22 protein-coding genes are annotated in these 19952 nt (G+C 45.6%); 7 read left to right on the forward strand and 15 right to left on the reverse strand.

The annotated features are described in order from the left end of the window. Positions 1–10 precede the first annotated feature (10 nt). The 6 genes from NQ095_RS15360 to NQ095_RS15385 form a co-directional block, all read right to left on the reverse strand. Complete coding sequence (locus NQ095_RS15360; RefSeq protein WP_375162849.1) at positions 11–958, reverse strand: DMT family transporter; 948 nt, start codon at positions 956–958, stop codon at positions 11–13. Between the two features lie 463 nt (positions 959–1421). After that, the gene (locus NQ095_RS15365; RefSeq protein ID WP_258264335.1) at positions 1422–2753 is read right to left on the reverse strand and encodes a 6-phospho-beta-glucosidase; all 1332 of its coding nucleotides are present in this window, start codon (positions 2751–2753) and stop codon (positions 1422–1424) included. Between the two features lie 15 nt (positions 2754–2768). Next, entirely contained in the window at positions 2769–3059 is a 291-nt protein-coding gene (locus NQ095_RS15370; protein WP_258264336.1) for a hypothetical protein, read from the reverse strand. A 109-nt stretch (positions 3060–3168) separates the two neighbouring features. Next, positions 3169–4449 (reverse strand): PTS sugar transporter subunit IIC, encoded by a 1281-nt coding sequence (locus NQ095_RS15375; protein WP_258264337.1) that lies wholly within the window; start codon positions 4447–4449, stop codon positions 3169–3171. A 27-nt stretch (positions 4450–4476) separates the two neighbouring features. Beyond that, the gene (locus NQ095_RS15380) at positions 4477–4782 is read right to left on the reverse strand and encodes a PTS sugar transporter subunit IIB (RefSeq protein WP_258264338.1); all 306 of its coding nucleotides are present in this window, start codon (positions 4780–4782) and stop codon (positions 4477–4479) included. Between the two features lie 2 nt (positions 4783–4784). Beyond that, positions 4785–5651 (reverse strand): MurR/RpiR family transcriptional regulator, encoded by an 867-nt coding sequence (locus NQ095_RS15385; protein WP_079531143.1) that lies wholly within the window; start codon positions 5649–5651, stop codon positions 4785–4787. A 160-nt stretch (positions 5652–5811) separates the two neighbouring features. On the opposite strand from NQ095_RS15385, the gene NQ095_RS15390 reads away from it, so the two are divergent. The 6 genes from NQ095_RS15390 to NQ095_RS15415 all read left to right on the forward strand — a co-directional run bounded on the left by NQ095_RS15390 (position 5812) and on the right by NQ095_RS15415 (position 12167). Continuing rightward, positions 5812–6150 carry a PTS lactose/cellobiose transporter subunit IIA gene (locus NQ095_RS15390; RefSeq protein WP_258264339.1) on the forward strand — a complete coding sequence of 113 codons (339 nt, stop codon included), beginning with the start codon at positions 5812–5814 and terminating at the stop codon, positions 6148–6150. Between the two features lie 12 nt (positions 6151–6162). Then, positions 6163–7260, forward strand: a complete 1098-nt coding sequence (locus NQ095_RS15395) for a DUF871 domain-containing protein (protein WP_258264438.1) — start codon at positions 6163–6165, stop codon at positions 7258–7260. A 3-nt stretch (positions 7261–7263) separates the two neighbouring features. Beyond that, a complete protein-coding gene (locus NQ095_RS15400; RefSeq protein ID WP_258264340.1) occupies positions 7264–8178 on the forward strand; it encodes a BadF/BadG/BcrA/BcrD ATPase family protein in 915 nt (304 codons plus the stop codon). Beyond that, on the forward strand, positions 8171–9337 hold the full coding sequence (gene anmK / locus NQ095_RS15405; RefSeq protein WP_258264341.1) for an anhydro-N-acetylmuramic acid kinase AnmK: 1167 nt from the start codon (positions 8171–8173) through the stop codon (positions 9335–9337). The genes NQ095_RS15400 and anmK overlap by 8 nt, the downstream gene beginning before the upstream one ends. A gap of 101 nt (positions 9338–9438) precedes the next feature. Then, on the forward strand, positions 9439–10851 hold the full coding sequence (gene glcD / locus NQ095_RS15410) for a glycolate oxidase subunit GlcD (RefSeq protein WP_258264342.1): 1413 nt from the start codon (positions 9439–9441) through the stop codon (positions 10849–10851). Next, complete coding sequence (locus tag NQ095_RS15415) at positions 10848–12167, forward strand: (Fe-S)-binding protein (protein ID WP_258264343.1); 1320 nt, start codon at positions 10848–10850, stop codon at positions 12165–12167. The genes glcD and NQ095_RS15415 overlap by 4 nt, the downstream gene beginning before the upstream one ends. Before the next feature lie 70 nt (positions 12168–12237). On the opposite strand, the gene NQ095_RS15420 is transcribed toward NQ095_RS15415, so the two are convergent. The 8 genes from NQ095_RS15420 to NQ095_RS15455 all read right to left on the reverse strand — a co-directional run bounded on the left by NQ095_RS15420 (position 12238) and on the right by NQ095_RS15455 (position 17789). Continuing rightward, on the reverse strand, positions 12238–12399 hold the full coding sequence (locus NQ095_RS15420) for a hypothetical protein (protein ID WP_258264344.1): 162 nt from the start codon (positions 12397–12399) through the stop codon (positions 12238–12240). A 216-nt stretch (positions 12400–12615) separates the two neighbouring features. Further along, positions 12616–13533, reverse strand: coding sequence for a ketopantoate reductase family protein (locus tag NQ095_RS15425; protein ID WP_258264345.1), 918 nt, complete (start codon positions 13531–13533; stop codon positions 12616–12618). A gap of 75 nt (positions 13534–13608) precedes the next feature. Then, positions 13609–14217, reverse strand: a complete 609-nt coding sequence (locus tag NQ095_RS15430) for an SAM-dependent methyltransferase (RefSeq protein WP_258264346.1) — start codon at positions 14215–14217, stop codon at positions 13609–13611. Between the two features lie 117 nt (positions 14218–14334). Next, positions 14335–15726, reverse strand: a complete 1392-nt coding sequence (locus NQ095_RS15435; protein ID WP_258264439.1) for a nucleoside recognition domain-containing protein — start codon at positions 15724–15726, stop codon at positions 14335–14337. After that, a complete protein-coding gene (locus NQ095_RS15440) occupies positions 15713–16438 on the reverse strand; it encodes a FeoB small GTPase domain-containing protein (RefSeq protein WP_258264347.1) in 726 nt (241 codons plus the stop codon). The genes NQ095_RS15435 and NQ095_RS15440 overlap by 14 nt, the downstream gene beginning before the upstream one ends. Positions 16439–16440: 2 nt before the next feature. After that, positions 16441–16692: a FeoA family protein gene (locus NQ095_RS15445; protein ID WP_258264348.1), complete on the reverse strand. Its 252-nt coding sequence runs from the start codon at positions 16690–16692 to the stop codon at positions 16441–16443. Positions 16693–16915: 223 nt separating this feature from the next. Beyond that, complete coding sequence (locus NQ095_RS15450; RefSeq protein ID WP_258264349.1) at positions 16916–17461, reverse strand: GNAT family N-acetyltransferase; 546 nt, start codon at positions 17459–17461, stop codon at positions 16916–16918. Positions 17462–17498: 37 nt separating this feature from the next. Continuing rightward, on the reverse strand, positions 17499–17789 hold the full coding sequence (locus NQ095_RS15455; RefSeq protein WP_258264350.1) for a hypothetical protein: 291 nt from the start codon (positions 17787–17789) through the stop codon (positions 17499–17501). A gap of 162 nt (positions 17790–17951) precedes the next feature. On the opposite strand from NQ095_RS15455, the gene NQ095_RS15460 reads away from it, so the two are divergent. Next, positions 17952–18626 (forward strand): NAD(P)H-dependent oxidoreductase, encoded by a 675-nt coding sequence (locus tag NQ095_RS15460; protein ID WP_258264351.1) that lies wholly within the window; start codon positions 17952–17954, stop codon positions 18624–18626. Positions 18627–18672: 46 nt separating this feature from the next. Here the strand turns inward: NQ095_RS15460 and NQ095_RS15465 are convergent, their stop codons facing one another. Next, positions 18673–19920 (reverse strand): ATP-binding protein, encoded by a 1248-nt coding sequence (locus tag NQ095_RS15465; protein ID WP_258264352.1) that lies wholly within the window; start codon positions 19918–19920, stop codon positions 18673–18675. Between the last annotated feature and the right edge of the window lie 32 nt (positions 19921–19952).

Genomic DNA, 19952 nt, shown 5'->3' on the forward strand with positions numbered 1-19952 from the left:
CCCCCTGATATTATCGTTTCCCCCATAGAAACCGATGGAGGTAAGAAATCACCTGACCATTGACAATGACAACTCCTATTATTATTATGACTCCACCCAGGATGCTTATGAGGAAAATTTTCTCGTGCAGGAGGAGAATGGCCGCAATGAGAGTAGTGACAGGCTCCAAGTAGAGAAACATCGACACCTTGGACGCATCCAATACTTCCAATGCCTTCGCCCAGTACCAATATGCAATCCCTGAAACGAATACACCGAGGAAAATCAAGTGTGCCCACTCCACATGTGATAGTTGGGAAATGTCTTCCCAGCCACGGTTGCGGATGAGAAACGGGATGGTCAAACTGAATCCCAGCAGGCACATATAAAAGGTGATCACGAGGGATGGCAGCTCAATACGAAGCTTTTTCAAAAGCACGGAGTATACAGCCCAGTTCAATGTACTGAGAATCATCAGTATATATCCGATGTTGGTCGCAAATCCGATCGATTGCCCACTCCTCGCTGTCGTCACCATCAGCACACCTGTAATCGCGATCATCATCCCCAGAGCTTTGGGGAGAGTCATTTTTTCATGAAGGAACATCATGGAAAGGATGACGGTGAACACCGGAGAAAAGGAAATCATCCATCCTGCCGACGATGCATCAATTGTCAGGAGGGCCGTCGCCTGGATGACTTGATGTATGAAGACCCCAAGGACCCCCAGGATGATCAAGTGAGGGACATACTTCAGAGGAATGGGGAGCCTGTATCCTTTTAGTAATAGAAGCACGAGCAGAAACAGAGCTCCGATCCCAAAGCGGAGGACGAGGAGCGTATAGGGATCAAGTGTACCCAGCACCGCTTTCGTCGACACGAAGGAAATCCCCCAGAAGCTGATGGACATTGTGGCATATAGAGACGCGGCAGCCTTTGTTTTCATCGGAATCATGGACGGTGCATCCTTTCTGGACATGGTCTCTTTTTATCATGGTATGCTCGTCCAAGGGAAAGATGTGCAGGTGTTTGGGGTGTTGATTACCGAATCTAGTAGTTTCAAGAGGGGTCGTACTGATCGGTTGGGAGATCAGGTTAAGCACCAGAGCAGATAAATAGGCGGAAAAATTCCGCCTATTGACTCAACAAATAAAAAAATGAGTTATTTTTGTGTGTATAAGCGTAAAACCTCCCCTTATTTATCCTCAAAACAAGTTCCACTCTGAATGTAACCGGAAAAACTCCGCTTATTCTACTTTTCGCTGGTTCTTCTATAATGGGAAATAATGAACCGTATCACATCTTCTATTCCAAATTAAGAAACTCGCCAAATTCATCACTTCGGCGAGTTCTACTGTTTCATATACCAATATTGATATTACTACAACTTTCATTTCGGACATATTTTCTAAAAAAGATCACGACTGTGGACGCTTCTTACCTTAATTTTGGGTCACTCTTGCACCAAACATCGGCAAATACTCTTTATGAACCTCAAGCATTTCATTCAACAGCTGTTTCGCCTTCACATCACTCGTCACCAACGGATTGATCGTCATGGCAAGTAATGCTTTCTTGTACGAGCCGGTTACAGAGGCTTCTGCAGCCACACGCTCAAAGGATTTGATTTGCTGCACAAGCCCATTCACAGAAACGGGCAGTTCCCCGACAGCAATCGGGCGAGGTCCCGCTTTCGTCACGACGCAGTTCACTTCCACTGCAGACTCCCTTGGCAAATCACTGATTGCTCCATCATTGCGCACATTCAAAGTCTGGATATCTCCGCGATCATTATAGATGGACGCTATGAGGTTGCATGCTGCATCACTGTAATAAGCTCCTCCCCGCTCTTCAAGCTGCGGAGGCTTTACCGCCAAGCCTTCGTCCTTATACAAATGAAACAGCTCATTCTCCAACTGCTGGACGACTTCCGCACGAGTCGTCCCTGTCTTGAATTCTTCTAACTGTTTTTCCAAAATATCACTTGTTTTATAAAAATAGCGGTGATACGGACAAGGGACTACTCCCAGGCTCCTGATGAATTCAGGCTCCCACGGCAGGGGAGCGATATTCCTCATGCTGACCTGCCTTTCGGGATCGCTCATGATATCGAGTACTTCTCCTAATACCGATTCTCCGTCCACGCGCACGTCCAATCCATATACCATATGATTGAGTCCGGCAAAGTCGATATGCAGACGTTCCACCTCGACCCCAAGGAGTCTTGCCAGCGTCATTCTCGTATTGATGGGAAGATTGCAAACACCGACAACCTTCGGATGCGATCCATAACGCAGCATCGCTTCTGTCACCATGCCGGCTGGATTCGTAAAATTGATCAGCCAGGCATCAGGACAAAGCTCCTGCATTTCTTTTGAAATCTCCAAAAGAACAGGGATTGTCCTCATACCCTTAAAGAGTCCCCCCGCACCATTCGTCTCCTGACCGATCATCCCGTACTTGATCGGCAGGCGCTCGTCCTGAATCCGGGCTTTGAGCTGTCCGACCCGCATCTGGGTCGTGACAAAGTCAGCTCCACTCAACGCCTCTCTCCTGTCCAGTGTAAAATGGATTTCCATCGGGACTCTTGCCTTCTCCACCATTCTCTTCGCTAAGTTCCCGACGATATTCAATTTCTCTTTTCCCTCTTCTATATCCACAAGCCACAGCTCACTCACCGGGAGCTCATCATAACGCTTGATCAATCCTTCAATAAACTCGGGAGTATAGCTCGATCCCCCGCCGATAGTGACGATCTTGATTCCTTTTTTCATTATAAAAGCCTCCAGTTACCTGGCCACAAAAGCCAGAATAAAACTTATGACGAAACTGACCACAACGGCTAATACGACTCGCTTCTTTTTAACGGAAGCATCTTCGACCGGTCCTTCAATTTTCAATAAAATGTACGAAAGCCCGATAGAAGCTGAAACGCCCGTAGCCAAAAACATACTCCATTCTTTTGCCAGTCCCGTGCTCATCAATGGTTTAGAAAGAAGTAAAAGACCAATAGATACTGAGATTAATAATACAAACACACTCTTAAAACCGATTCTCTTTGGCACAACGGTTTCTGTCATGTCAATCACTCCTTATGCTAGTAAAGAAGTGGGAATCCTAGGACCCCCACTTCTTTTTTCATATAGTAATCTTATGCTTGTCGGGCCTGAGCAAGCCGCCTCCGCTTTTCTATGCCGCTTGTTGCTCGCTCTCTTCCATCTTCATCATTTTCTTATCATACATTTTCAAGAATGGGAAGTAGATAGAAAACGAGATTCCGATGTTGATCAGAACCATGACGATCGCTCTCCAGTCACCACCCGTTGCAAGGTACGCTCCGATTGGTGCAGGAAGTGTCCATGGCGGCATGATGTACGTCGGTGATACCAGACCGACAGTGGTTGCCACATATGAAAGAGTCGCTGTAATCAAAGGTACAGTGATGAATGGGATGATCAAAATCGGGTTCAATACGATTGGAGCACCGAATATGACAGGCTCATTGATATTGAAAAGACCAGGTACAAGACATGTTTTCCCCAATGCTTTTAAATATTTTGAACGGGAGAAGAACACCATCGCAAGGACCAATCCAAGCGTTGCTCCTGATCCACCGATCCAGATGAACCATTGGTAGAACGTTTCCGGCGCGATATGCGGGATTGCTTGCCCGCTTGCAACCGCATCAGCGTTGTTCACCAGGAATACTTCCCATAGTGGACGCGCTACGGTACCGACAACGGATACGCCGTGGATCCCGAAGGACCAGAAGAAATCGATCAGGAATACCGGAACCAATACTCCGAATATGCTGTCACCGGCAGTGACCAATGGAGCGACCGCAACACCAACCAACTTATGCAGATCCACACCTGCTAAGACAGTCACGGATGAAATCAATAAAATAACAATCGCTACAGGTATAAGTGCTTCAAAACTTCGTGAAACGGATGCCGGTACTTGCTCTGGCATCTTGATCGTGATGTTCTTCGTTTTACAGAAACGCAGGATTTCAACCGCCAGAATCGAGACGACCATGGAAACGAATAATCCCTGCCCACCGAGGTTGGTCATTGGAAGGACCCAGCCTTCTCCGTCCATTACTTTCGGTGTGATGGTCAATAGAAGTGCCGCCACTGAGATCTGTGCTCCGGATAAAGGATCCAATTTATAGCTTTTCGAGAGATTGTATCCTATCCCGAAGGCGACATAGAGCGACATGATGAACATGGTCAGACGGTACGGAATCAGGATATCGACAATGTTGTCAGCAGCCCACTGTTTGATGTCACCGAATATCCATGCATCAGGCAGTGGCGGGAACGCTAAGATCAGAAAGAATGAACCGACGATAATAAATGGCAGTGCTGAAATAACCCCATCCCGGATTGCTTGCAAATGCCTTTGTTCTGAGAGCCTGGCCATCGGACCTGACAAATTGTTCTCCAGAAAGTTTACAAACTTTTGCATGTTACTACCCCCTTGTTTCCTATTAAATTAGTTTGTTAATTCCTTTACTGTTTTCAGTAAAGTCGGCCCGCCAAGTGGCGTATAGGCCTGCGGCGGAATCGGCCCGCAAGGAACCTTGGCCTCATCAGCCGCTTTCTTCACTTGATCAAAACGGTGTCTGATCTGAGGTGCTACCATACATACATCCCATCCCTTAGAGATTTCCTCGGATACTTCCCCTGTTCCGATTGCATGGACTTCCATTTCGATCCCCTCTTTTGTTCCTTCTTTCTTCAGGGCATTGACGACGATCGCACTGGACATTCCTCCAGAGCATACGAATAATACTTTCATTACTATTCCTCCTCCTCTTTCATTCGCTGAACCACTTCATGTGTATGAATAATTTGCTCATAAACGCCATGTCCTTTTTTCATGCATAATGCCACGAATAAAGCGTCGATCACGACGAGTTGAGCAATTCTTGCCGTCATGGTACCGATTCGGATATTATGTTCCTCCTCGGAAATCGTCAGGACGATATCGGCGAGCTTTCTTGCCGGTGATTTTCCGTGCTGTGTCAGGAGTACGATGGTGGCTCCCTTTTCCTGTGCGACATTCATCAGCTTCAAAATTTCTTTTGTCTGCCCGGAAGTCGATACGACGAACAAAACGTCTCTCTCAGTTAAGTTTGCTGCCATCATCATCTGCACATGGATATCACTTGCCTGAAATGCCAGGTAGTTCAATCTCAACAGCTTCTGGGTGAAATCTTCCGCCACCACAGCGGAACCGCCAACTCCATACAGATATACTCTTTCGGCTTCATGAAACGCATTCACCGCTCTACCGAGTTCATCAATGGAAAAAAGCTTTTCCGTATTCTTGATGGCTTGATAGGTATTGACCAATACTTTATTGAAGACAGTCTCAAGATTGTCTTCAAAGGAAAGGAGTGTATTGATATCATGACTCTTCGTTTCTTCGATGTTCGTACTTTTCGCAAGCTCGATCTTCAGGCCGCTGAAACTGTTGATCCCGATCCGTTTGCAGAACCGGATGATGGCGGCTTCACTGCTGCCGCATGATTGTGATAGTTGCTTTGTGGTCATCTCCATCACTTTCTCCGGAAATTCGAGCACGTATTGAGCAACCGCTATTTCAGACGGTGTAAAGCTCTCCATCTGACTTTTGATGTGTTTTAAAACCTGGAATTCTGTCATGGTCACCTCCAAAAAAATGATTGTCTTGAAAAGGCTTTCAGTTTAATATGATTATATGCGATAATGAAATTAAATTTCAATATTATTTTAAAATATTTAAACTTTTATTTTACTATTTATGTAGAAAAGAGTTCTAAAAAGGTTCAGGGAGGAATACAAAATGGCTGAAGTACGCAACGTAGAAATGGAAATTTTTGAAATCATCTCGAACGGCGGGAATGCGAAAAGCACGGCTTATGAGGCCCTTGCAAAAGCACATGAAGGGAAGTTTGCTGAAGCAGAGGAAATGTTGAAAACGGCACATGAAGAACTGAATAAAGCCCACAAAACACAAACAAGCTTGATCCAGGCCGAAATCAATGGAGAAGAATTTGAAAAATCCCTTCTCATGATCCATGCTCAGGACCACTTAATGACCTCGATCAGTGAAATCTCATTAATTGAACAAATGATTCCAATGTTAAAGAGAATCCATACTCTTGAAAGTAAATCAAATTAAGGAGGCATCATGATGAGTAAAAAACTTGGCGTTTCAATCTATCCAAACCATTCTACCACAGAAAAAGATAAGGAATATTTGGCATTGGCCGCTTCTTTCGGATTCACACGTGTTTTTACCTGCCTATTATCTGTCGATGGGGACAAGGAAGGAATCATCGCAAACTTCAAGGAAACGATCAAGTTTGCCCGTGGGAAGAACATGGAAGTCATAGCCGATATCAGTCCCCGCATTTTTAAAGAGCTGGATATCTCCTATGATGATCTTTCCTTTTTTGCCGACCTCGGGGCCCACGGAATCAGACTGGATCTGGGATATACCGGTCACGAAGAATCGATGATGTCGTACAACCCTTATGATTTAAAAATCGAACTGAACATGAGCAATGCCACGAAATACATCGATAACATCATGACGTATCAGCCCAATAAGGATCAATTATTAGGGTGCCATAATTTCTATCCGCACCGCTACTCCGGCTTATCTTATCCTTTCTTTATCGAATGCAGCCAGAAATTCAAAGACCTCGGTATGAGAACGGCAGCCTTTGTGTCTTCCGCAGATGCCACATTCGGTCCATGGCCGGTTACAGAAGGGTTACCTACACTGGAAATGCACCGTTCCCTTCCTATTGATGTACAGGCGAAGCATCTCTTTGCCACTGGGTTGATTGACGACGTCATCATCAGCAATGCGTATGCATCTGAACGTGAAATGCAGATACTTAGTGAACTCAATACATCCAAGCTGACATTCACAGTTGAAACCCATGAGACGACCACGGATCTAGAGAAAACGATCATCTTTGAAGAACCCCATTTTTACCGTGGTGATGTATCGGATTATATGATCCGTTCCACTCAAAGCCGCGTTAAATACAGAGGAAGAGAATTTGCGCCGCATAACAACGTCGATATCAAGCGTGGAGACATTATCATCGAAAACGACCTGTATGCCCAATATGCGGGAGAACTTCAGATTGCCCTCAAGGATATGGAGAACTCCGGTAAAACGAATGTCGTGGGCAGGATCCGTGAAGAAGAAGTCTTCCTTCTTGATTACTTGAAACCTTGGGGCAAGTTTGCCTTTCAGCCAAGTAAGAAGGTTTAAGAGATGACTAGAGTAATAGGGATCGATGCAGGTGGAACGAAAATTCAGGGACTCGTCATGGATATGGAAAAGAATATCCTTTTCCAAAGTTTATCCGGACACGGGAACCCGTCAGTCTCGTATGAGGAAGCATTGCAGAATCTCTCCTCTGTCGTTCAACAATGCCTGGACCATACTGCTTCAGTTGGTGCCACCCATGTTGTAATCGGGATGGCAGGAGGAGGATCGGGAAACCTTTCACACCGAATTCAATCAGAATTGAGCAGGATGACTTCCCTTCCTATCATTCTGATAAACGATGCGACACTCGCCTTTTTCAGTTTGATCGGTAACCGGAATGGTGTGATGACGATTGCGGGGACGGGATCGATTTGTTATGGAAGGAACGGGACACAGGAAGGAACGACCGGTGGCTGGGGGCATCTTCTTGGAGATGAAGGCAGTGCGTATCACCTAGCCATCGAAGCGTGTAAAAAGATCGCCGGGGAAATCGATTTCGGCATACCGTTCTCCCCGCTATCCTTAAGCCTGATGAAGGAAATAGGCACCACTGATGCCAAAGGGTTGAAGGGATTTATCTATTCTTCTTCAAAAGGGGAAATCGCCCGGCTTGCGAAAGTGATCCATAAGGAAGCCGAGGCAGGGGATGAACCAGCCCTTACCTTATTGAAAACCGCCGGCAAACAGCTTGCCGCACAGACCATCGCTTTGATCGAGACGTTACAGATTGAAACAAATCCGGTGATAGCTATGAAAGGCAGCGTCCTCGAACACAATCCCGTGGTTCAATCCACTTTTAAAGAAACGATTTCAACAGTGTTTATCGATCCAATTTTCATCGTTGATTCTACGTCCCCCGCTACAGGCGCAGTGGACATAGTTGAAGCAATCCGGAAAGGAAGGTTGTCATATGAGTAAACGATTAGCAGTCGGACTGATGTCCGGCACCTCCGTGGACGGAGTGGATGCCGCACTGGTTTCCATTGAAGGAGCCGGGACGGATACAGTGGTGGAACTTGTACACTATTCGTCGGCCCCCTTCCCTCCCCAGGTGAAAAAGAAAATCTTTGATGTGATGAGTCCTTCCAACTCGTCCACCCCCCTTTTATCCAGCCTGCATTTTGAACTTGGAGACGTGTATGCCCATGCCGTAGAGAAAGTATGTACTGAGGCAGGCATCTCTGTTGATGAGCTTACCTTTATCGGGTCTCATGGTCAGACCGTCTTTCACCAGCCCTTTCATACGGAAGATTCGGTTCCTTCCACTCTTCAAATCGGCGAACCGAGCGTTATTGCCTATCGGACCGGCACACAGGTGGTATCCAATTTCCGTTCCATGGATATGGCTGCAGGAGGAGAAGGCGCTCCCCTTGTCCCTTATACAGAGTTCCTTCTCTACCGGACAAAGGATGGGGGCAGGCTTCTCCAGAACATCGGGGGAATCGGGAATGTAACCGTCCTTCCGAAAGACTGCTCCCTTGAAGAGGTGTTTGCTTTTGACACAGGTCCCGGTAATATGGTGATCGATGGACTGTGCGAGAAGTTATTCGGTTTGTCTTTTGACGAGGATGGATCGATTGCCGCCAGGGGAACGGTTCACCCTGAAGCAGCACGGAAATGGATGGAGTGGGAAAAGGATTTCTTTCAGAAGGCGCCTCCTAAGTCCACCGGCCGGGAACTGTTTGGTGAGGTGTTCGTTAACCGGATCCTGGATGAATATAGGAATCTTGTGAAAGAAGATCTGATTGCGACGGCAACCTACTTTACCGCCCTCTCCATTTCGGACGCTTATAAGACATTCGTCTTCCCTCTGCATCCGATCAATGAGGTCATCATCGGTGGCGGGGGAAGCTATAACCGGACGCTTCTCCAAATGATGAGGGAACTTCTCCCTGAAGTGAAAATCCTCATTCAGGAAGATATCGGATACTCCTCCGACGCCAAGGAAGCGATTGCCTTTGCACTATTAGCCAACGAAACGCTACACGGCAATCCAGGCAACGTCCCTGGGGCAACCGCAGCGAAAAAACCCGTCATCCTCGGGTCGATCACACCAAGCCCAATCATCACAAAATAAATTTATCTGGAGGGACGGACCTTTACCCCAGTCGGGTACCGTCTCTCTAGTCATTTTATGAACAACTTTGAAAAAAATCGCTAATAAAGGTGGAAACCACTATGATCACCCCTGATATCAAGAGTCGGTTCGTCAGCATCGTCGGTGAAGATAATTACCGTGATACCCCTGCTGAAAAACTTGTCTACTCCTATGATGCAACACCTAACTATCAATCCATGCCCGATGCCATCATCGTTCCCCGGTCTACGGGGGAAGTAGCGGCAATCGTGAAGATCTGCAATGAACACGGCATTCCCATTGTCCCGCGGGGATCCGGCACGAATCTTTGTGCCGGTACGTGCCCAACTGAAGGCGGTCTTGTCCTTCTCTTCACTCATATGAACAACATCCTTGAATTGGATGAAGAGAATTTAACGATCACCGTCCAGCCCGGGGTTGTAACACTTGATTTGATTCACGCCGTTGAAGCCAAGGGACTCTTCTATCCTCCAGACCCGAGCTCCATGAAGATCTCCACCATCGGAGGGAATATTAATGAAAATTCCGGTGGCTTGAGAGGGTTGAAGTATGGCGTCACCCGGGATTATGTACTTGCCCTTGAAGCAGTCCTTCCGAATGGTGATATCATCCGGACCGGCGGGAAACTCGCAAAAGATGTAGCCGGGTATGACTTGACCCGCCTGTTTGTCGGATCGGAAGGAACCCTGTGCGTAATCACTGAAGCAACATTAAAGCTCGTTCCCATGCCGGAGACGAAACAGACGATGCTTGCTCTTTATCAGGATATAGAAGCAGCTGCAAAAAGTGTGTCCAGCATCATCTCGAATCGGATCATTCCGACAACCCTGGAATTTCTGGATCAGCCCACATTGGAAGTGGTCGAGGATTTTGCCAAAATCGGACTGCCTACCGATGTAAAAGCAGTCCTGCTGATTGAACAGGATGGTCCTCCTGAAGTGGTCGCGCGTGATATGAAGCGTATGGAGGAAGTATGTTTACAAAATGACGCCGTTTCGGTCCAACTGGCGAAAACCGAAATCGAAGCAGACGCTCTTCGCACCGCCCGCCGTTCTGCCCTCTCGGCTCTTGCCAGACTAAAGCCGACGACAATCTTGGAAGATGCGACGGTACCCCGTTCCGAAATTGCCAGGATGGTGAAAGCGATCAATGATATAGCCGAACGTCATGGGGTGAAGATTTGCACCTTTGGACATGCAGGTGACGGAAACCTTCATCCGACCGTTGCCACGGACGCCAGGGACCATGATGAAATGGAGCGGGTCGAAGCGGCCTTTGAAGAGATCTTCGCCCACGCCATCGAATTGGGCGGTACGATCACGGGAGAACACGGCGTCGGGATGATGAAGGCTCCTTATCTTGAATGGAAACTCGGGCCAGAAGGAATCGGTGCCATGAAGATGATCAAGCAATCCTTCGATCCCAATAACATCATGAATCCGAATAAAGTATTTGCGAAAGAATCGAGAAAGCGCGTGGTGATTTCAAGATGACGACCGTCCGGGAAAAACAAAAGATACAACAGGCATTCAAAGACCGCATGGATGAAGATGAATTATTGAATTGTATGAGATGTGGATTCTGTCTTCCTTCCTGTCCCACGTATATCGAATCCGGCTTCAAGGAATCACACTCCCCACGGGGGCGCATCGCCCTTATGAAGGCAGTTGTCGACGGCGTGATCGAGCCGGATGAAGAAGTTGAGCGCACACTGGATCTTTGTCTTGGATGCAGGGCCTGTGAACCGGTCTGCCCATCCGGTGTGAACTATGGTCACTTATTAGAAGAGGCAAGGGATATCATCAATCAAAATAAAAAGCATTCCCTTCCTGTAAGGGTTGTCAGGAAGACCGTATTCGAAGGTTTATTCCCTCATCCGGACAGAATGAGGATGGTCACGAGTCTTCTCGGAATCTATCAGCGTTCCGGTTTGCAAAAGGCCGTACACACGACGGGCGTGATGAAATGGTTCCCGGAAAGCATGGCAACGATGGAACGAGTCCTCCCTCAAGTTCCAAAGCTGAAAGAGATGAAGGAACGCCCGACTTCCCTTTCTGCGATTGGTGAGGTCCGGAAAAAAGTCGCTTTCTTTTCCGGCTGTTTGATGGATACGATGTTCCTGGAAACGAATAAGGCAACGACGAGACTCCTCCAACTGGCAGGCTGTGACATCGTAATTCCGAAGACGCAAACCTGCTGTGGGGCCTTGCATGGTCACAGCGGTGAAAAGAATGCAGCTAAGGAATTGGCCAAACGGAATATTGAAGCCTTTGAAGCTTCCGGGGTTGATTACATCATCACGAATGCCGGTGGCTGCGGAGCTTTTCTTGTCGATTACGATCACTTACTGAAAGAAGACCCCGAGTGGCAAAACCGTGCTGTCCGTTTTAAAAATAAGATTAAGGACATTTCATCGATTCTAATAGAATTGGAGTTTCATAAAAAGGCATTGAATGTTGCCCCACAACGAATCACCTATCAAGATTCCTGTCACTTACGAAACGTACAGAGAACATTCTTGGAACCAAGGGTACTTCTCCAATCCGTGGAAGGCGCCGATTACACTGAAATGAAACAAGCCGACCACTGCTGCGGATCTGCCGGAATTTACAACATCGTCGAATCCGACATGTCCATGAAGATCCTCGATCACAAAATGGAAAACGTCGAAGACACCCGGGCCACCACCATCATCACATCCAATCCGGGCTGCCTCCTCCAAATGAAACTCGGCATCGAACGGGAAGGACTATCGGACAACGTGCGTGCCATCCACATTGTCGACTTCCTATTAGAAGCAGTCGACTGAGAGGGACGGACCTCCCCAACCATCCTTTTGCTTCCGCAAAAGAGATGATTGGAGGTCCGTCCCTCGATTTTTATCTTTTTTTAAATTTAATGAATGAAAAGTAGACGAGGAATGAGAGGATAATTCCATAGGCTGCAAGCAGTGAGAGGGCATTGGTGCCATTGGTAGTTAGCCAGATGGTGATGGCGGCGATTGAGACGAGTACGGCGCTTATTGTGATGAGTCTGTTCATGAGCGGGCCTCCTTTATGATTAGAGTAGGTTCTATAAGTATATACGGTTGGGATGAAGGAAGGTTTCTTTTTTGTTCATTTGATTTTCCGCTTTTGATTCAGCTGCTGACTTTCCAAGAGTTTTCAGCTGCTGAATTCTTCCGCTTTTTCACCTGCTGAACCCACCCATCAAAAAAACACCGGACACCCCCAAAAGGCATCCGATGTCCCCTATTCTCATTGACTCGCAATCTCATAAATCTTCAAATTCCCATAAATCAACCGTAAACCCGGTGCCTCTACACCCTGTTCTTCTGAAGCCTCCAGTAAATAACCGTATAAATGATCGGCCTCCACGGACAGATTCTTCTCCATATCCCGCTGCAGGGAAGACTTCATGCTGTAGCCCATTCCGCTGATTTTATCGTAAAGAGCGTCTTCAATGTTTTCTGCAAGAGGAGCGTCCAACTTTCTCATGACCCTCGCTGCCTGTGAAAGGACCGCCTTGATCCGCCGTTCTCCTTCACCGGTCTCCCGGATCGGACCGATCGGGGCACGATACAGGGACGTCACACCTGAAAGAGTGGTGATAAAGAGATATTTATGCCACATTTCCTGCTCGATGGCATCGGATAAACGAAAGTTCGCTTTCGTCCCAGAGAAAGCTTCTTCCAGCCTGGCGATTCTTGAAGTCCGTTCTCCATTCCTCTCTCCAAACACCATGTCATGGATAGGGCTGGTCTGAATGACTTTACCGGTCTCGTCCAATGTTGACTCGACAAAGCATAAGCCCCCTAACACCTTTTCTTCCCCGAAGGCTTCAATCAGGTCGTCGACGTGTGACATTCCGTTCAATAATGGAAGGATCATCGTGTCTTCCCCTACAAAAGGGGTCAGACCATCGATTGCCCCTTTTAAATGATAAGCCTTGGTCGACAAAATGATGACATCAAATGGCTCTGCTTTTTCCTCAGCTTTAATGGTTTTCGGCTGAAAGCGAAAATCACCATGAACGCTCTCGATGTGAAGTCCATGTTCTTTCAGCTGATGTTCCCTTTTATCCCGCACGAGAAACGTGACGTCCTCGCCCTTCTCTGCCAATCTACCTCCGAAGTAACCACCGACTGCACCTGCACCTACAACTAATATTCTCACTCAAATCCGCCTCCACTCTGTTTCTGTCTTCCCTTTCATTCTCCGATATGAAAGCGGATAAATCAAAAATTCTGATTAGTACATCAATCCATATACCAAGAATCGTTCGTATGCATTCTGCTCAAATTGCCCCGTTAATGATACCTCTTTACGCAGTTGAAATAACGGATGTTCCTCCAGATAATGAACATAGTCATCCGAGCTGTAGTATAGAAGAATTTCGATGTCACGGGGGAAGGCTTCCACAGAAGAGAGAATATTATTGATTACTTTCATAAATATTTGTACAGAAAACGGATTGAAAAAGTAAAAGCGATTGTCTTCCGGGTGAATGTCATAGTCCTCAGCCAGGCAATGACAAAAGGAAATCGAATCATTCCTGATTTTTGTTTTTTCACGGTAGGTCGAAAGATTCTTCATACAATCCCCGTAAAACTCGTCGTTCATTTCCATACCGACGACCGTCGTTTGAAAAAGGTGGTGAATAAAGAAGTTCAATCGTCCTTTCCCACATCCGAAATCCACGACCCGATCCCTTCGTTTCAGTTCATAATGCTGAAATAACTCCTCAAGTGCCGCATAGGGAGTAGGTTCATAACGATGATAGTGAAAGGATCTGTGGAAGCCTATTTGGCGATCACCCGTTTTTATATTCAGTAATTTGTCATACTCTTGTTCTTTCATCGTGATCTCCTTGTAATCCTGCCGTATGCACTCTTCAATCGTAACACTTTTGCTCAGACCTTTCAGAAACAAAAAAGAGCAAATCCCTATAAAAAAGGATTTGCTTCTCCAGTTGTTTTATACCCAGCCCAATGCCCTGACAATGGTCGCCACCAGGAATGTGACCCCGATCGCAATCGCTGTCGGGATCGCAAAGGACATGAACGTCCATTTCTTGCTTTTCGTTTCCTTGTAAATATTCACAAGGGTCGTTCCGCAAGGGAAATGGAGCAGGGAAAAGAGCATCATATTCAGTGCCGTTAACCAAGTCCAACCGTGACTGACGAAAACCGCTTTTAATTCGGTCAGATCATCAAGCTCAAGCATCGCCCCTTGAGAAAGATAGGCCATGATCAGGATCGGTACGACAATTTCATTTGCCGGCAGGCCGATGATAAAGGCTGCCAGGATGAACCCATCCATGCCGAGAGCCTGACCGAATGGATCAAGGAAATTGACGAAATGCATAAGAATGCTCGTGTCGCCGATATTGATATTGGCAATGATCCACGTGATGATTGAAGCGGGTGCTGCCACGATCACAGCTCTTTTTAACACATACCAGGATTTATCTTTACTCGAGCGCAAAACCGTACTCCAGATTTTCGGACGACGGTATGGGGGTAACTCAAGTGTATAATGCGTTGGAACTCCTTTAAGTGCCGTTTTGGACAGTATCCACGACACGGAAATCGTCACGACAATTCCGATCAACACCATGGTCATGACCATTCCGGCGGTCACAAGGGAAGCCATTCCCCCTGCATATCCTGCTGCCATGAATAAGGAAGCGAGCAGGATCAATGTCGGCCAACGTCCATTACAAGGAACAAAGTTATTCGTCAAAATGGCAAGCATCCGTTCTCTTGGAGATTCAATGATCCTGGTCGACATGATGGCGGCTGCATTACAGCCGAATCCCATTGCCATCGTCAAGGATTGCTTTCCATGTCCTCCTGCTTTCTTAAAGAGGCGATCCATATTAAATGCAACACGAGGTAAATATCCATAGTTCTCAAGCAGCGCAAAAGCCGGGAAGAAAATCGCCATAGGGGGAAGCATGACGCTGATTACCCAGCCGGTACCCCTGAAGAAACCGAGAACGAGCACACCATGCAGCCACTCAGGTGCGTTCATGGCACTGAATAGCAGGGTCAGCTGACCTTCCATCCAGGCGAACCCTTCTGCAAGCATGCTTGAAGGGACGTTCGCCCCCGCGATTGTCAGATAGAAGACCGCACCGAGCATGGCAAGCATGATGGGAAATCCCCAAATCGGAGAAGTCAGCACTTTATCAAGCTTTTCTGAATGGATTCTGTCTTTATTTTTGTACTTAACGACTTCCTTACAGATCCCTCTGCTCGTCGAATAAATGTTTTCTACAATCTCATCCCGCAGGTTGTCACTCGACATCCCTTTGGCATGATTGAATAAATACGCGAGGCCCTGATCTCCTTCATGTGGTTGCATTGATTGAGACATTTGTCATTCCTCCTCCCTTACGTTCCCTCCGGAAGTAATCGTTCAACGAGTTGAGTATACTTTCATCTCCATCCAATAAACGCAGGGAAATCCATCGAATCGGAAACTCTTCCCCGATCATCTGCCGTACCTTCGGAGCCAGCTCTTCAATCTTTTTTTCAATATCACTTGAGTACGTCATCCGATATGGAGTGGTCGGTACATTTCCACTTGCCATTTCATGGACAGTATCTAATAACTCTTTTATTCCCGTATTATTTCTAGCCGATATTTTCACTATTGGAACACCAAGCTTTTCGCGGAGTGCTTCACTATCTACTTCAATTCCCTTTTTCTTCGCTTCATCCATTAAATTCAAGGCTACGATGACCCGATCCGTCATTTCCATCACTTGAAGAGCAAGATTCATATTTCGTTCAAGGGACGTGGCATCAAGTACAACAAGCGTCACATCCGGTTTATCAAAGATAATGTAATCCCTCGCCACCTCTTCATCTGTTGAATTGGAGTAGAGGGAATAGGTCCCGGGCAGATCAACAATGGTGAAATCGGTCCCATTATGTTTAAACTCACCTTCTGCATGAATCACTGTTTTACCCGGCCAGTTCCCAGTATGCTGTCGTAAACCCGTCAACAGATTGAATAAGGTACTTTTCCCCGTATTTGGATTTCCTGCAAGGGCAATTCTGTATGATCCCATTGTTACGCACCTCCTAATTTCTTAACATGAATCCTCGAACTTTCTTCTTTTCTCAGGGCAATCGTAGTGTCGCTCACCCGAAACGCCATGGGATCCCCCAGTGGACTTTTTTGAATGACCGCAACTTCGGATCCCTTCACAAATCCTAAATCCAATAATCTTCTTCTCATCGTACCTTCTAATGATAATGATGTTATAAGAACTCGATCTCCTGGCTTACATTCTGAAAGAAGCATCGATTTGACTTCGGACATGTTTCATTCCTCCGGTAAATTATATTGTCTTTGTATTAAAAAGTTTCCCTAATGCAAATTATATGTTCATCTTATTCCCTTCACCCCCAAAATGTCAATCAAAGTTTCATATTTTTGTGGAATTTTCGATTGGATATCCCCAAATAGGTTTATCCATTAACAAGAAAAGAGGCATCTGGAAGCCAGATACCTCTTTCTTAATGAATGATATGAAACTCTTCTTCTAACCAAGATACCCTAATAGATCAAGCTCGCCCTCTTCCCAGCCTTTCTCACTGACCGCTTTCACCATCAGCTCATTGATTACTTCATACCCAATGCCGGCAGAGGTTTGAGTTTCGTCATCGATCTTTAACCATTTGCATCGGTTTTGAACTTTTTTATAACCATTTCTTTCATATACATTTGGATGATCAGCAAATAATAAGATATAGTCGATGTCCCGATTGCGGCAGAATCCCTCTGCTTCCTTCAGTAGTTGTGAGGCGATGCCCCGGGAACGGTTGGCTGCAGAGACACACACGTCGATGAGACTCAGGACATTGATTCTGCGTCCATTCAGATTCATTACCCGATAATCACATGCAATATGCCCAACCAAACGCTCCTCTACATATGCCAGAAATCTTAAGTGTGGCTTCTGTTTGAAATAGATCCTGTCCTCCGGATAATCCTTTCCGAAGCACTCACATAATAACTGCTGTAAGGGTTGATGAATGTCTTTGTTTATATCAAACTCCGAGACTCTGTTTATTTCAATAATACCCAATATTAGTTCCTCCCAACTCCATATATAATCCACAAACCTATCTCTTCACAGGCTTTAATATCGTCCGTTGCAAAGGTACTCCTCCCATTGAAACATTCCGTTCAATAAACAAATATGGCCGACCGTCAATCACGAATTTCCTGTTCCCCATATATTCTACGTCTCTCCCCTGTTTTCCCAGCTCTCGTTTGATGGCGTCTATATATTCTTTTTCTTTAACATAACGATTTTCAAAATCGATTTGAATATGTTCCTTTCTGTAGCCCATCAGCCAATTGAATAGAAAAAGTGCCCCGAGCCCGGCAAGTATCAGCCATATAAATTCCATCCAGTTCATCTCCTTTATCTTCTTTTCCATATTTACGGATACAATGAACCATTCGTTTCACCTTACCGAAAAAAAGTTCTTCCAAACACATCACATGATTATCCTTCAGGTCTTGTGGTAAGTTAAGCATGTTGGAATTAATGGAGAAGGAGTGAATGTTTGATGTCTACAAAAGATCAAATCAAGCAAGACATTTTAGATGCTTATCATTTCAGACATGCAACCAAGGAATTTGATCCGAATAAAAAGGTGTCCGATGACGATTTCAGGTTCATTATGGAAACAGGAAGACTGTCACCAAGCTCATTCGGGTTCGAGCCATGGAGATTTGTGGTCATCCAAAAACCTGAACTGAGAGAGAAGATCAAGAACACGGCCTGGGGAGCGTACGGAAAACTGCCGGAAGCCAGTCATTTCGTCGTCATCCTTGCAAGGACTAAGAAAGATACCAAGTACGATTCAGACTATTTACAGGATCATTTTAAAAATAAAAAGAATATGCCTGAAGATCATTTGGCAAAGTACTTAGAGCGGATCGAACAGTTCCAGAAGGTTGATTTCGATTTACTAGAAGGCGATCGTCCTCTATACGACTGGGCTGGAAAGCAGACCTATTTAGCCCTTGGAAATATGATGACTGCAGCTGCCCAGATCGGGGTTGATTCCTGCCCGATCGAAGGCTTTGACATTGAGAAAATGAATAAGCTCCTGGATGAGGAAGGCTTACTTGAAGACGGCAGTTTCAGCATTTCTGTCATGGTTGCATTCGGTTACCGTGTCAATGAACCTGCACCTAAATCACGCCGTCCTTATGATGATATCGTGAAGTTTGTTTAACAAAGTAAAAAGGAATCCCATATCTACCGGGATTCCTTTTTTATACTCACCCTGCCTCTGTCTTCAGGGACTTATCCAATTCAATGGTAACCGTTGTACCCTTATTGAGTTCACTTTCGACCCCGATTTTCCCCTTCATGGAATGAACAATGATTGTGGCTGCCATCAGCCCAAGTCCCGTTCCTTCATCTTTTGTCGTAAAGAAGGGTTCTCCAAATCGTTGAATTTGTTCCTTCGTCATCCCCTGCCCAGAATCAGAAATGGAAATCAAAAGGTTTTCTTTTTCAACCATGGTAATGGACACTTCCCCACCATGAGGCATGGACTCTATGGCATTTAATAGTATATTTCCAATGCATTTCCTAAAGCTATTGCGTTGACCGTTCACATACACATCATCGATAAGCTGATTGTGGAATGAAACTTGTCCAACCTCACTCTTTAGGGTTTCGATCAGTTCAAGGATGGAGTGCTTTACATTGATACTCTCCAATTTATCAGGAGTTGAGTTCGTGAACGTCAGATATTCCTCTATGACATGTGTGGCTTGATCAATCCCTTTTAAAGACAGCTCAATAAATTCCCTCTGTGTTTTCTCGTTTCTTTCTTCTTGTACAAGCTGCAGGAATCCTTTGGAGGAAGTTAGGGGATTTCGTATCTCATGGGAAATACTTGCAGCCAGTTGACTCACGACTTTCAGCTTTTCATGTTGAGAAAATGTTTTTCTCAGCATCATTACTTTCCGTATCATTTCCGCTATCATCACAGAAATCATGGTGGCAGCCAAAGGAATGATCACAAGATAAAGATACTCATCCACTGAAATTTCGGCTGAATTGATATAGCCAAACAAGAGGTTAAAGATCGTCATGCTAAAACAGATGGCAACGGTAAAGAACATTTTCACTTTTTTCTTGGCCCGTAGGAAACCTTTTGAAAAGGCTGCCAAAATTAAAAAAGTGATAAAATAGTTCAAGATCACTAAATGGATAAGACCGCTCCCAATGATCAAGTAGCGTAACGCTATGATGATGATCATCAAAACAAATGATACGGCCGGTCCAAAATATAAGCTGGCCAGAAAAAAGGGTATCCTTCTTAAATCGACATAAACTCCATTTGTAAGCTTATGACTGAACATCACACATAACAGGATCGTAATCGTAGAAAGCATGATGACGATTCCTTTAGAAGGCTGCTTCTTTGTCACATCGTAATAGAGGGCGAATAGCAAGAGTCCCACTACAATAAATAAAAAATTCAATAATAAGTTCGTTAAGACAGAATCATGCATGTGTATACCCCTCTCTCACTTCAATTGGACAA

Source organism: Rossellomorea sp. SC111 (assembly GCF_024733565.1).
In the GTDB taxonomy this organism is placed as follows: domain Bacteria; phylum Bacillota; class Bacilli; order Bacillales; family Bacillaceae_B; genus Rossellomorea.

What these genes read in the sequence shown, in the direction of transcription:
- NQ095_RS15365 (WP_258264335.1), bottom strand. Translation starts at nt 2,753, where the DNA reads ATGAAAAAAGGAATCAAGATCGTCACTATCGGCGGGGGATCGAGCTAT.
- NQ095_RS15380 (WP_258264338.1), bottom strand. Translation starts at nt 4,782, where the DNA reads ATGAAAGTATTATTCGTATGCTCTGGAGGAATGTCCAGTGCGATCGTC.
- anmK (WP_258264341.1), top strand. Translation starts at nt 8,171, where the DNA reads ATGAGTAAACGATTAGCAGTCGGACTGATGTCCGGCACCTCCGTGGAC.
- NQ095_RS15430 (WP_258264346.1), bottom strand. Translation starts at nt 14,217, where the DNA reads ATGAAAGAACAAGAGTATGACAAATTACTGAATATAAAAACGGGTGAT.
- NQ095_RS15445 (WP_258264348.1), bottom strand. Translation starts at nt 16,692, where the DNA reads ATGTCCGAAGTCAAATCGATGCTTCTTTCAGAATGTAAGCCAGGAGAT.
- NQ095_RS15375 (WP_258264337.1), bottom strand. Translation starts at nt 4,449, where the DNA reads ATGCAAAAGTTTGTAAACTTTCTGGAGAACAATTTGTCAGGTCCGATG.
- NQ095_RS15415 (WP_258264343.1), top strand. Translation starts at nt 10,848, where the DNA reads ATGACGACCGTCCGGGAAAAACAAAAGATACAACAGGCATTCAAAGAC.
- NQ095_RS15385 (WP_079531143.1), bottom strand. Translation starts at nt 5,651, where the DNA reads ATGACAGAATTCCAGGTTTTAAAACACATCAAAAGTCAGATGGAGAGC.
- NQ095_RS15440 (WP_258264347.1), bottom strand. Translation starts at nt 16,438, where the DNA reads ATGGGATCATACAGAATTGCCCTTGCAGGAAATCCAAATACGGGGAAA.
- NQ095_RS15395 (WP_258264438.1), top strand. Translation starts at nt 6,163, where the DNA reads ATGAGTAAAAAACTTGGCGTTTCAATCTATCCAAACCATTCTACCACA.
- NQ095_RS15465 (WP_258264352.1), bottom strand. Translation starts at nt 19,920, where the DNA reads ATGCATGATTCTGTCTTAACGAACTTATTATTGAATTTTTTATTTATT.
- NQ095_RS15390 (WP_258264339.1), top strand. Translation starts at nt 5,812, where the DNA reads ATGGCTGAAGTACGCAACGTAGAAATGGAAATTTTTGAAATCATCTCG.
- NQ095_RS15360 (WP_375162849.1), bottom strand. Translation starts at nt 958, where the DNA reads ATGTCCAGAAAGGATGCACCGTCCATGATTCCGATGAAAACAAAGGCT.
- NQ095_RS15370 (WP_258264336.1), bottom strand. Translation starts at nt 3,059, where the DNA reads ATGACAGAAACCGTTGTGCCAAAGAGAATCGGTTTTAAGAGTGTGTTT.
- NQ095_RS15460 (WP_258264351.1), top strand. Translation starts at nt 17,952, where the DNA reads ATGTCTACAAAAGATCAAATCAAGCAAGACATTTTAGATGCTTATCAT.
- NQ095_RS15435 (WP_258264439.1), bottom strand. Translation starts at nt 15,726, where the DNA reads ATGCAACCACATGAAGGAGATCAGGGCCTCGCGTATTTATTCAATCAT.
- NQ095_RS15455 (WP_258264350.1), bottom strand. Translation starts at nt 17,789, where the DNA reads ATGGAATTTATATGGCTGATACTTGCCGGGCTCGGGGCACTTTTTCTA.
- NQ095_RS15400 (WP_258264340.1), top strand. Translation starts at nt 7,264, where the DNA reads ATGACTAGAGTAATAGGGATCGATGCAGGTGGAACGAAAATTCAGGGA.
- glcD (WP_258264342.1), top strand. Translation starts at nt 9,439, where the DNA reads ATGATCACCCCTGATATCAAGAGTCGGTTCGTCAGCATCGTCGGTGAA.
- NQ095_RS15420 (WP_258264344.1), bottom strand. Translation starts at nt 12,399, where the DNA reads ATGAACAGACTCATCACAATAAGCGCCGTACTCGTCTCAATCGCCGCC.